The sequence below is a fragment of the Candidatus Binataceae bacterium genome (assembly GCA_035308025.1).
GTDB lineage: Bacteria > Desulfobacterota > Binatia > Binatales > Binataceae > JAJPHI01.
Window position 1 is genome coordinate 1 of the sequence record DATGHL010000030.1, and the last position, 12,235, is coordinate 12,235.

The 12,235-nt window shown below is 61.6% G+C and carries 9 protein-coding genes; 1 reads left to right on the top strand and 8 read right to left on the bottom strand.

Annotated features, from left to right (window positions below; genetic code table 11):
* Window positions 1–318: P-II family nitrogen regulator (locus VKS22_09035; GenBank protein ID HLW70751.1), on the bottom strand; the 318-nt coding region annotated here is incomplete at its 3' end.
* A 358-nt stretch (window positions 319–676) separates the two neighbouring features.
* On the opposite strand from VKS22_09035, the gene VKS22_09040 reads away from it, so the two are divergent.
* Complete coding sequence (locus tag VKS22_09040; protein HLW70752.1) at window positions 677–1,423, top strand: DUF1499 domain-containing protein; 747 nt, start codon at window positions 677–679, stop codon at window positions 1,421–1,423.
* Window positions 1,424–1,458: 35 nt separating this feature from the next.
* Here the strand turns inward: VKS22_09040 and VKS22_09045 are convergent, their stop codons facing one another.
* The 7 genes from VKS22_09045 to VKS22_09075 form a co-directional block, all read right to left on the bottom strand.
* The gene (locus VKS22_09045; GenBank protein HLW70753.1) at window positions 1,459–5,517 is read right to left on the bottom strand and encodes a hypothetical protein; all 4,059 of its coding nucleotides are present in this window, start codon (window positions 5,515–5,517) and stop codon (window positions 1,459–1,461) included.
* Window positions 5,518–5,719: 202 nt separating this feature from the next.
* Complete coding sequence (locus tag VKS22_09050) at window positions 5,720–6,946, bottom strand: beta-ketoacyl-ACP synthase (protein HLW70754.1); 1,227 nt, start codon at window positions 6,944–6,946, stop codon at window positions 5,720–5,722.
* Window positions 6,943–7,668 carry a 3-ketoacyl-ACP reductase FabG2 gene (locus tag VKS22_09055; protein HLW70755.1) on the bottom strand — a complete coding sequence of 242 codons (726 nt, stop codon included), beginning with the start codon at window positions 7,666–7,668 and terminating at the stop codon, window positions 6,943–6,945. Before VKS22_09055 ends, VKS22_09050 begins: the two co-directional genes overlap by 4 nt.
* Window positions 7,665–8,123 carry a hypothetical protein gene (locus tag VKS22_09060; protein ID HLW70756.1) on the bottom strand — a complete coding sequence of 153 codons (459 nt, stop codon included), beginning with the start codon at window positions 8,121–8,123 and terminating at the stop codon, window positions 7,665–7,667. The genes VKS22_09055 and VKS22_09060 overlap by 4 nt, the downstream gene beginning before the upstream one ends.
* A gap of 4 nt (window positions 8,124–8,127) precedes the next feature.
* Window positions 8,128–9,315, bottom strand: a complete 1,188-nt coding sequence (locus tag VKS22_09065; protein ID HLW70757.1) for a beta-ketoacyl-[acyl-carrier-protein] synthase family protein — start codon at window positions 9,313–9,315, stop codon at window positions 8,128–8,130.
* Window positions 9,312–9,902, bottom strand: a complete 591-nt coding sequence (locus tag VKS22_09070) for a DUF3261 domain-containing protein (protein HLW70758.1) — start codon at window positions 9,900–9,902, stop codon at window positions 9,312–9,314. Before VKS22_09070 ends, VKS22_09065 begins: the two co-directional genes overlap by 4 nt.
* On the bottom strand, window positions 9,899–12,235 hold the full coding sequence (locus tag VKS22_09075) for an MMPL family transporter (protein ID HLW70759.1): 2,337 nt from the start codon (window positions 12,233–12,235) through the stop codon (window positions 9,899–9,901). The genes VKS22_09070 and VKS22_09075 overlap by 4 nt, the downstream gene beginning before the upstream one ends.

Here is a 12,235-nt window from a genome sequence, read left to right on the forward strand (position 1 = left end):
CTCGCCAGTGCGGATTCGCACGACCTCATCCAGCGACGAGACAAAAATCTTCCCGTCGCCGATCTTGCCCGTCCTCGCGTTTTCCGCGATCGCCTTTACCAGCGGCTCGACCATCTCCTCAACCACGACGACGCTGATCAGCACCTTAGGCAGGAAGTCCACGACATATTCCGTCCCCCGGTACATCTCCGTATGCCCCTTTTGCCGGCCAAAACCTTTGACTTCGAATACGGTCAGTCCGGTGATCCCCAGCGCGGTGATGCTCGCCTTCACCTCATCGAGCTTTGAAGGCTTGATCACGGCCTCGATTCGTTTCATCTGGCTCTCCTTTCCTAGCGCACGCACTTTATCGAAAGCTCGCGCCGTCGGGGCCTTCAGCAAGGCGAATGCCATCCTAAAGACGGCGCACACGTGGCACTTGCCGGCAAGCTCTGCCTACAGAACGAGCAATTGCATAATGCAATGCCATCGTTGAGAAGCGTGCGAGGAGGTTGCGCGCTGTCCTCTGCTCGCCCGAGTTGGGCAGGCTCAGGACACGTTTACCGATAAATATCTCTCCGAATCCCGGAAGCGCCGCGGCCGCGCTTTGAAATCGCGCGCGCTTCCGCTAACCAAGACAGTCAAGGGACGCGCGCGGTTCTCATCACCGGCACGCTGAAATCGAACCATTATGGCAATGGCATGGCTCGCCTTCTTTGACAGTATGATTGCGGTAGCGCTCGCGATGGCCGGGATCGCCGCGGCGCATTACTCGCTCACCAAGCCGTTCATCGGCTTTCAGCTATTCGCGGGCGGTCTGCTGTTCGCGCTACTTGCCCTGGTCTTCACGCTCATTGCGCTCGGGATGATGGCGTTCTCGCCAGCGCGACGGACCGCGATGCCGCGGGCGATCACCGGCGGCATCTTGTCGCTCGCAATCCTGGTTCCGGTGGTTTTGGTGATCGTCACGCACCCCTATCCGGCGATCAACGACATCACGACGGACACGAAGAATCCGCCCGAATTCATCCACGCGCAGGAGTTGCCGGCCAACCAGGGACGCGACCTGAAATATAATGCTGCGGCCTACGCGCCAGTGCAGGAGGCCGCGTCCGCCTACAAGGATTTAGCGCCGCTCAAGCTGGACGGGTCGCCCGATGACGTCTTCAAAAAGACCGAGATTATTGTCGGCGAGGCGCCGGTCTGGCAGATCACCTACACAGACCCGCAGCGGCGGCAACTCGAAGGCGTGGCTACTTCCTGGCTGTTTCGCTTCCAGGATGACTTCGTGATCCAGGTGCGCCCCGCCGACGGTGGCGGCAGCCTGCTCGAGATGCGCTCGAAGTCGCGCGACGGCAAGGGCGACTTCGGCGCCAACTACAATCGGATCCAAAGCTTCTTCCGCCTGGTGCAGGGTCAACCACGCGGCGTCGTCGCCCCGTAGCTCCGAATCAGAAACTTGCGGCCGGTTTCCTCTCGTCAGCGTGCGCCAGGTGGCGCGCAGAATGCGCCTGCCGGCGGATCCATGTAAAAACAGGCGTCCGTAGCGTCCGTGATTCCCTGGAACGGCAGATTCCAACCGGTGTTGTTCGGGTAGCAAGTTGCCGGCGGCGGCGGTATCGGCGTATCACTAGTGGTGAAGAGCGGCGACAACGTCACGCCGAAGCCGTAGCAGCCGCCCTCGGGGCAATCGACGTCACGAATCGCCGAGCTGCAGATTGCGCTGTCTTGCGCGGTGCACTCATTGCCGAGGAAAGCCGGCAAGATTCCGCCGCCCGACGACGCCGCGCACTGACATTGATTGCTGGTGTTGCTCGCGTCCCACTTGCAGAATGAAGCGGGCTGACAATGCGCCTGCTGCGTGTCGCTATATTCGGTCTTGAAGTTCGCGATCGCACTCATGTCCATCGTGACGGTGAGAATTCCACTGCTCGGGTCGTAAACCCGGCTCCAACCATCCGGCCACGGATTGGCGCCGTTAGACGAGAAGTTGTAGGCGCCCGGCAGATCGACGCGGGTCAGAAAAACACTCTTGGTCCGGTCAAACGCGGGATCCTTGCCGACGTACAGCTCGTAAGTCTGCTTGGTGTCCGCCTGGGCGAAGAGCAGGAATACATAATAGGTCTTGCCCGCTTGGAAGACGTTGAGCAGTCCCGCATTCTGGGCGGCCGCGCTGGGCGTGGTATCGATGTAATAGGTATTGTTGTTGGCGGTCAGCGTACTGCGTTGGAATTTGTCCTGACCCATCATGCGGATGAAAGGCGTCGGCAAGGGCTTTTCCTGGCTTTCTTCGGCAGTGAGATTGAGGCGATAAAGCGGCACGCCGGAGCAGTTCGGACTACCGCAGTTTGAATTCCATTGATCTTCGCCGGTGCATTTTTTCCCTCCCGCTGCGCAGTCCGGAAACACCACGCTGCTGACATAACTGTAGGGGCTGGTTTTCGCGGTACCGGGATAATTGGTCGGATCAGCGGCCCGCTCCGGCGTCACCCCGACATCAGAGAGACACTCGGCGGTCGAGACGGGCGCGTTGAAGAAAGGATCTTCGTTCACCGAGATAGTATCGACGAGCCCGGTCAGGCTGCCATCGTCGTCGTTCAGCTCGGTCTGGCGATCGACATCGGTGAAGCCGGTGAACATGCCGTCGTTCCAGGTGCAATAGCGCTGCTTCACCTGGTCGGGATCAGTCTGGAACCGTCCGGTCGTCTTGAACAGCGGCTCGATTACGAAGTGGCGGATGCCGACATTGTCGAAGAACAGATTCTTCGAATGAAAGGCCGGGGGATAGTAGAAGCCGTTGGGCTGCTTCCATGCGATCGCGGCGTTGGGCAAATAGCAAGTCTTGGTATTGGGGTCATAGGGCATCCCGAGGATTCCGCCGGCGGACCATGCACTCTGAAAGCAGGTGTTGGCAGGTGCGCTCATGTTCGGCTGGCAGTCGGTGATATTGGTTGGGGTGATATCGAGATAGGCATTGGCGTCCTCGTAGGACGGCCCGTCGTAAATATTGAACAGACGTTGATTGTCGCCGAAGTTGCTCAGTGGCACGCTGAGCTCGTCGTCGGCGGAGAGACAATAATTACCCGGCGACGCGCCGTTCGTCGCCGTCGCACACTTGAGCCCGCTGGCCTTGCTGAAGGCGCCGCCATTAGTCGTGTATTGGTTGTTCGGCCCGTTCTGGGTCGTGCCGACGAAGGCGTTCTTGCGCGCGAGCGCCCAATGGCCCGGAATAACGTCGGAGCGGGTGTAGCCGCCACCGGTCACGAAGGTGATGCCGCCGTTCTGCACGTCCGACAACACACTATTTAGAAATAGATACCATTGCGGGCGCAGCCAAACCGCCGCGAAGTTCGTCTCCGTCCAATGAAACGCCGAAGTGTACTGGTCGAGCGCGGTAATGACGCAGTTGCCCTCGCTGCCGTCGGCGCAGACCGGTTGTTTGCTGCAATCGCCGCTCGCAGGACATTTCGTCGGGAAGCGACCGCCGCCGCCCACCTGGGGATAGAAATTTTTCGCGTTGAAACCGTTCTCGTCGGGCGTGGTCGAATTGGCCGAGGGCGCAAGGTCGTTCTTGACCGGATTGAGTACTGGGAAGATCGGATTCGCCTGATTCGGCCCGACCTGCACCCCGAAGCAGGCGCTGGTATTAGCGACCGTGTTAAAGGAGTTCATCGCCGAGCTGCAGTAGTTGCCGAGAAACTCCTGCAGCGGCGAAGTGCCTGCGCGGCCGGCATCCGATTGCTCGGAGGCGTAGGAATCCCAGATCATCGTCGATGACACGCCACTGTTGATGCCCGGTAGCAGCCAATAGCAGATGCCGCAGGTACCTGCGCCCGCGGCCATGTTGTATTCGAAGTCGTTCCAGCCGTTCATGATCCAGAAATCCGTCGGATGGTCCCAGTCTGAATGATAGGGCACGACGTCGTCGGCCGGCCCGAGCTGTTTGGGTGGCGGACCCGGCAGGATCGGATAGTCGGGGGCGGCGAGGATGCCGGGGACGCTGCGCGGGTTGACCATCGCGTCGTCAACCGCGCCGCGCGCCAGCACTCCTAGATTCGAATAGAACTTATTGTCCGTCTCAGTGCCATCCTCGAGATAGTAACCATGCCCGACCGAGAGATAGCCGACGTTGCGCTGCAGCAAGACGTTCTGCGTCGCATGCAGCACGTACCAACGGGTCATCGACTCGTTGATCGACGAGTCCTTCACGTATGTATTGGGCGGGGCCTTGCGCGAGATATGAAAATGCACCGGATAATGGCCGAGCTTGCCGCCCTGTCCGAGCCGCGCGAACTCCACGCCCTGCACTTGCAGATTGAGAAAACCCTCGCGGAAGATCGTATGGCCGCCGAAGAAATTGCCCGGTTGGGCCGGGAAGCTGGTGTCGCCGAAATTGTTCGCCGACTCGATCACGATACTGCGCGAGAGCAGTGCGACTGCGGCGCGGGTCTCGGCGGCGCCCAGCGGATCGCCGTTGGGCAGCGTCGGACCCATCCCGGCAGGAATTTTCAGCGGATAGCGCACGCCATTATGCGGCCACTTGAGCACAGCGCCGGCCGCGATGTCGGTGGTTATCTGCGAAACATTCTTGCCGGTTTTGGGGTCGGTGACGGTCGTGTTGGTTGCGATCGTGAGCTGCTCGGCGTGACCCGGCAGATAATCCGTGCTCGAGATCGCAATCTCGTCCCCAGCCTGCCAGTCGACCACGCGATCGAGCATGAAGGTCGAGGGCGCCGGCGCGCTCGCCGGCGGCGGAGCCAACACCGTGTTGAGGCGCGCCCAACTGGCGCCGGACTTCGATGGATCCTGATTGATGGCGGCATCGTAACTGGCGCCCTTGGCCCCGAACAATTGCAGCGTCCCGCCATACGAAAGCGCCAGCACCTTATAGCCAAAGAAGCCCTGTTGCTTTGTCGTCGGATCGGCGCCGTCGTCGTAGGGGAGCGGAGTATAATTGTAAAAGTAGTCGGTAACGCCATTGCTCATCGTGACCGGCGACGTCGGATTCTGATTGTTGGGATTCCAGATCGAGTTCGGAATGCCGCACTGCGAATCAGTCTTGCAGAGAATGCCCAGCCCATGGCGTCGATCGGCGGCCTCAGGTCCGTAAAGGTGAATGTCCAAAACGTGCGAATTGGTACCGGCGGCGTTGCGCCCGAGAGTGCCGAGCGGCGTAATCGTGCCCGTGGCAGCGTTGATGTCGCCGGCTTGGAGGGTGCCGCTGTTCTCAATCAGGATCGACTTCGCCCAAAAATCGACCGGCGCGTCCGGGAACTTCAAGGTCCCGCCGTTGTAGATGTTGACGTTCCCGAGATGGTGCATCCCGGTTAACACATTGCAAACGCCGCCGGTGACCTCAAGATCCTCGCCGCTGCCGCCCGGCGGCAAATCCTGACCGGTCGCGCTGCCGCAAGTCGGGGTGGTCGCAGCAAAATGGCTGGCCGCGGTCTGTCGGACCATCGCGACCACCATAATTACGACTGCGGCGAGGCGCAGCAAATTCTTAATCCAATGGTTTAATTTTGACTGCGCGCTCATCGTGCTGTCCCTCGCCTAGTCCCTTGACCTTAGTCTTTGCTTGTCCTCATAGCACAATTCTAAGGCAGAGTTTAATTGCGACCCACGCCGCCAATCAGCTTCGACTTATTTGGTGTTATGCGCGCGAGAACATTATCGAGCGACCGACGGGTCGTCGACGGGTCGATACAACTTCGGATGGATCGCGTGTGAGAGTCGCCCGCTAGAGTTTCCTGAAAATCAGCGAGGTGTTGATTCCGCCGAAAGCGAAGTTATTCGACATCAGATATTCGATGTCGCGGCGGCATCCTGCGCCAACCACATAGTCGAGCGCGGCGCAGCGCTCGTCAACGTTAACCAGGTTCGCGGTGGGCGCGAACCATCCATCCTTCATCATTTCGATTCCGAGCCAGGCCTCGAGGCTCCCGCAGGCCCCCAGCGAGTGTCCGAAGTAGCTCTTCAACGCGTGGATCGGGATGCGTCCGCCGAGGACGTCAAAGGTTGCGCGGCTTTCAGCGATATCGCCCCATTCGGTCGCGGTGCCGTGACCATTCACAAAGCCGATAGCTTCGGGTTTGAGGTCCGCGGCTTCGAGGGCGAGGCGCAACGCCGCGGCCATGGTAATCGCCGACGGCTGGGTGACGTGGTTGCCGTCGGAGTTGGTGCCAAAGCCCGCGACTTCGGCATGGATGCGAGCGCCCCGCGCTGCGGCATGTTCGAACTCCTCGAGCACCAGTGTCGCTGCGGCTTCGCCGATCACCAGCCCATCGCGATCGCGATCGAACGGCTGAGGGGTGGTTTCGGGCGCGTCGTTGCGCGTGCTGGTCGCGAAGAGGGTGTCGAAGACCGCAGCGCCGAGGACGCTGAGCTCGTCTGCCCCGCCAACTATCATCATATCCTGCATGCCATAGCGGATCGCCTCGGCGCCGTAGCCAATCGCCTGGCTGCCCGAGGTGCAACCGCTCGAGGTGGGCATTATGCGTCCGCTGATGCCGAAAAAGAGTCCGATGTTGATTGCGGCGGTCTGACTCATCAACTGCAAATAGTTCGTGCCGGTCAGATTGTTGGAGCTGCCGTTCATCATCAATTCCGCGAAGCCGCGGAGCGCCTCCGGGCTGCCGAACGACGAGCCATAGGCGATACCAGCGCGCCCCTGCCTTAGCGACGGATCGCCGGCGAGTCCGGCATCAGCGACTGCGCGTTCGGTAGCATACACCGCCATGCGCGACACCGGACCCATCGTGCGCAACTGCTTGCGATCGTAGCGGCGGGAGACGTCGAAACCATCGATCGGCGCAGCGAGGCGTGTATGCAGATTTTGAAAGCGATCCCATTCGGGCATGCGCCGCACCGCGGTCTTCCCAGTGGTGAAGCTTGCACGGATCGCCGGCCAATCCTCACCCAGCGCGGTCACGCCGCCCATCCCGGTGACAACTACCCGCCGCCTCATGCCATTCCGCCGTTGACCGAGATCACCTGGCGCGTAACGTAGCTCGCGTCATCCGAGCAGAGAAAACTCACTGCGGCGGCCACTTCTTCGGGCCGGCCGACGCGGCGCATCGGTATTGCTCCGAGCACTTCATCGAGCGGTGCGCCCTCAAGCATCTGCGTTTCGATCAGGCCGGGGGCGACGCAATTGACGGTGATGTTGCGCTTCGCCAACTCGATCGCGAGCGCCTTGGTGGCGCCGATTATGCCGGCTTTGGCCGCGCTGTAATTGACCTGACCACGATTTCCCATGATGCCGGAAACCGACGCAATCGATACTATGCGGCCGCCGCGCCGCGCCGATACCATCGGCATCACGATCGGGCGCAGGACGTTGTAAAAACCGCCCAGGTCAGTATCGACGACACTGTCCCAATCCTCATCTTCGAGGGCCGGGAAGGCGTTGTCGCGCGCGATACCCGCATTGAGGACCACGCCGTAGTAAGCGCCATGTTCAGCGATGTCGGCTTCGATCTGTTCGCGACACTCCCGTCGATCGGCAAGGTCGAAGTGCATGATTCTGCCAATCCCGCCATTCTCGCAGATGCCTTTTAGGGTCTGCTCCGCGCCTTCACGATCGCGGTGGTAATGCACAATCACAGTAAAGGCTTCACGGGCGAGGCGCTGCGCGATCGCGCGCCCAATCCCCTTGCTCGATCCGGTAACGAGGATGCTTCGACTCATCCTTCGCCTGTCCTCATCGAGGCCAACGAATCGCCATCTGGCTGATAAACGCTGAGCCGCGCATCAGCCGCGAGCTGGCCATTAATCTCGACGTTGCAATCGAAAACCGCCATCTGCTCATCCAGAAAAACGATCGATGCCGAAATCAGTAGCTGATCGCCGAGGCGGAACCACGGTCTCAGCACACGGCACTCTCGCGCGCCGATCAAGAAGCCAATTTTGACCGGCTCGCCGGCCTCGAGGGCAGTGATCCCGGCGTAAGCCGCGCAGGCTTGCGCCATGTATTCAATCGCAATATGACCCGGTACGCCTTGCGGGGTGAGAAACAAGCTCGATTCGTCGACTGTAGCGCGTGCGACGAGGTGGCCTTCCTGATAGCCGACGACCCGCTCGAGCAGGAGCATCGGCGGCCGATGCATCAGCAAAGCTTCGATCGCATAGGGACACTCGCGCATCGCTTCACCAACCTCGTCCCAGCACGAGGCTCGCATTGCTGCCGCCAAAAGCAAATGAATTGCTGAGCGCGGCGCGCCGCGTTGAATGTCCAAGATGAAACTGTGGCGGGACCAGATTAAGCCGGGGTATTGCCGGGTCGATCTCGCCGTCCCAGACGTGTGGCGGTACGCAACCGCTCGCGAAGCCCGCGTCGAGCATCAGCCACAGGAAGGCGGCCTCGTTTGCACCGGCGGCGCCCAGCAGGTGACCGGTTATCGATTTGGTTGAGCTGCACGGCGTTCGCTCGCTGAAGATTCGGTTGATCGCGCGCGCCTCCATCGCGTCGTTGAGTGCGGTCGCGGTGCCATGCAAATTGATGTAATCGATCTGCTCGGGCCGCAGATGGGCAGCTTCAAGCGCACGGGTCATCGCGAGCGCGGCGCCCTCGCCCTCAGGATGAGGGGAGCTGACATGGTAGGCATCCGAGCTTTCGCCCACGCCGAGCAGCGATACCGCAGATTCCTCGGTCGTCATCAAAAACACCGCGGCGCCTTCGCCGATATTGATGCCGTCACGGTTGCGGCTGAAGGGATTACAATAATCTTTGGCCAGCAGTTCAAGCGAATCGAAGCCGCCGAGCGTCATGCGGCAGAGCGTGTCGGCGCCGCCAACTACCGCGGCGTCGCACAGTCCGGCTGCGATCAAGCGCTGCGCCGAGGCGAAGACTTTCGCGCTCGACGAACAGGCGGTCGCGACGGTATAGGCCGGGCCGCTGAGCTCGAGATAGGCGGCGACGCAGCCGGCGAGATTACCAATCTCCTGACGGCTGTAGCGGAATTCTTCCGGCCACTCGCCTTTCGTAATGCGCTGGAGAAGGGCAGCTTCCCCGTCGGCAATTCCCGAGGTGCTGGTGCCCATCACCACTGCCACGCGATGGGGGCCGACGCGCGCGGCGATGGCTCTAATGTCATTTTCGATCTGACCAATGGCTGCCAGGGCGAGGCGATTGTTGCGGCAATCAAGCGGCGCGAGTCGCGCCGGCAATTCGGGTAGCGGCCCCGATACTACTCCTACGCGAACCGATCGATCAGGGAGCAACTCGTTGCGACTAATCAGGCCTGTGCGCGACCCTGCGAAAAGATTGCGGGCGACCTCGTGCTTGCTGCGACCGAGCGGATTGATCACTCCGAGCGCGTTCAGATGGAGCTTCATGGTCCGGTCACCGCCGACTGCAGATCGAGCTCATAACCGTATTCGAGATTGTGCAGATGCGCGAGTTTTGTCCAGGTGTTTTCATGCGGCGCTTCATAGGTGACCTGCACCACGACACGGCCGTCGAGGATGATCGTGCGCCCGCTCTGATCGTCATCCAACGAGGCGGAGCTGCCCGCCAAAGCGCGGCGAACCGCCGGTGCGGGCCAATAGACGATCGCGAGATCGGCGAGAATGTTTCCGGGGCGGAGCGCCGCGGGCGCCGTCGGCGCCGCCGCGAAAGTGAGCGCCTCATCGGTTGCAGTGATAGTGAGTGCGCGGCCGCCAAGCGGATCGAGCGCAATCATGGTGATTTTTTCGGGCGATACACTGACGTAGGCCTGGAACACCTGCACCTGATCGTGGAAATGGGCGGTGATGAGTTGCGTGGCCTCGACCGAATAGCCGAGTTCGCGGCCGGTGGGCATGGCGAATTCGAGTCCTGGTGCGATTGTGACGTTAGTGCGACTCGCGGGCTTATGGGTGGCGCACGCCGCGAGGGAGATTGTGAGAACGATCAACAATAACCGCGCGGGCGTCGTGCTCATCCGTCGGCCTCGACCGCACGGATTGGACGATTTTTAACGCGCGTGCCCGCCAGTGGAGAGAAAGCGAAAGCCAAAGTTGTTCCGACCAGGATGGTCGCGCCAAACGCATGCACGGCATAGGTACTGCTCAAGACCAGCAAGCCGAAGGACAGCAGCGTCGTCATCATCGCGAGCCATACGCCGAGCATCGTGACTGAACGGCGTGAGGGCACGGTCTCGCGACAGAAGACCGCGTAGTCGAAGCCGATCGACACTACCAGCACGAGCGCCATCGCGTTAAAGAAGGTAAAGCTCACCCCCACCAACGCCAGGAGCGGCGGTGTTGCGAGCACCGCGATAGCCGGCGGCAGCGTAACGTCGAGACTGCCGCGTAAACCGTAGCGCCAAATCAGGATCGGCATCATCAGCAGCACGGAGACCGCGATGAGGAGGATCGCGCGCCGGCGATACTCGCCGAGAAGTCGCGTGACATCCCCGGCCGGATCGACGAAACGGACGCCGGGTATAGCCGCGAATAGATCGCGAATCTCATCGGGCCGCGTGACACCGGTGAGGATCACGACCTGCGTGGCGCCCTTTGAGTCGACGCTCAGGTTGCGCAGGAAGGCGAGGGGCGAATCATCCGGGATGGCGTCGGGGGTAAGGAATCCGGCGGCGCCGGTGTCGGCTTGTGCGGCGCCGGTCATGCCGAGACGTTGGTAAAACGACATCAGGTAGGGGCGCATCAGCTTGTCGCGCACCAGGGCGCGGTTCTGGCGTTGACGGGCGACCGAAGGGAAGAACTGCGCGAGCGCTTGAAAACCGCGAAGTGCGCCGTCCTGCATGGCTGCGGTGAGACGCGTTTGCAAACCCTCTTCGGCCTGCAAGGCGCCCTCAAGATCCGGCGCGCTCACGAGAAGGAATTCAGTTCCTCCGGTAATTCCGGTGAGACCGCGAATTCGCGCCTCCTGATCGCGCAGCCCGGGCGCGAGCGTCTGCTGATGCCGCACATCGTCATCGACGCGAAGCCTGGCGGCGCCCAGCATCGCGCCAATTCCAATCAGCGCAACCAGGCTCAAGCGCCAAGGGCGATAGCGCGCCTCTTCCCAAAACGTCCAGAGTTGATTCGCGATGCCGAGAATGCGCGCGCCGTGGATCAGCGGCTCGGGGCTATCAAGCCGCGGCAGCCACAAGACGACCGTGATGAAAGAACCGATCAGCCCGATCGCAGAGAAAACCGCGAGCTGGCGCAATCCTGGAAAGGGCGCGAGCATCAGGGTCGCATAACCGATGAGGGTCGTGGCGACTCCGAGAGTGATGCCGGGCAGCACGCGGCACAAGCGCTCGCGCGGGGGGCCGGCATCGGCGCCGAAGCGTGCGGAGACGTACTGCAGGCAGTAGTCGATCGCGATTCCGATCAAGCTGACGCCGATCAAAAGCGCGGCGACGTGAAGGCCGCCGAAGATTGCGAGGCATACCGCGAAGGCGCAGACCACGCCGACCGCGATCGCGAGCAGGGTCAGCCATAAGGGCCGCAGCGCGCGGAAAACACTCAGGACCAGGACGATCGTGCCGATGAGGGAGACGATACTCAGGCGGGTGGTTTCGCGGGTGGCGCGGCTCGCGCCATCGTGAGCGTAGAAGATCGCGCCGACGCGCAGGACCTGCAAATGCGGCAAGGTCGCGCGCAGTCTTTGCACGGCCGCGTCCAACTTCGCAATGAAACGATCCTGGAAGGCGCCTGAGTAGACCCGGCCGTTGAGTTGCGCGACCAACAGGGTCCAGGTCGTCGCGCCGGCGCGCGTCGTCAGCACTCCGTCATCCGGGGCGAGCCGCCCCTCGGGCATCGGCAGATTGCTAAGGAATTCGGGCAGCAGCAGGAACGGATCGCGGCGCAAGAGATTGGCATCCGCGATTGACGACGGCCCGTAGACGCTGGCGAGCGCGCGCTCGACAATTTGCGCGGCTTGATTGTCTTGCAGGCGCGCGCGATCGGCGTCGCTGAGCAGCCCGCCGCGATAGGGGAAATAGATCGCGCCGAGCGTTTTCAGACGGCCGGAATTTATATGATAGGCCACCGATTTCGTCAGGCCGGAGTCTTCGAGAGTCCGCGCCAGAGTCGCACCGGCGGCGCGGGCGTTGGCGCGATCGCGATCGCCGACAAGAATAAAAACGCGTTGCGATAACATATTGCTGACGCGGTCTTTTGCCAGGTGCACGAACGGGTCGCGTTCCTCGACCGGCAGGAGCGCGGTCATGTCGGTCTGCAGCTCGACGCCGCGACGCAGTTGCAGCAGCAGCGTGATACCCGCGACGGCGACCAGCAGAGCCCAGGCGTACGCCGCGATCTTCAT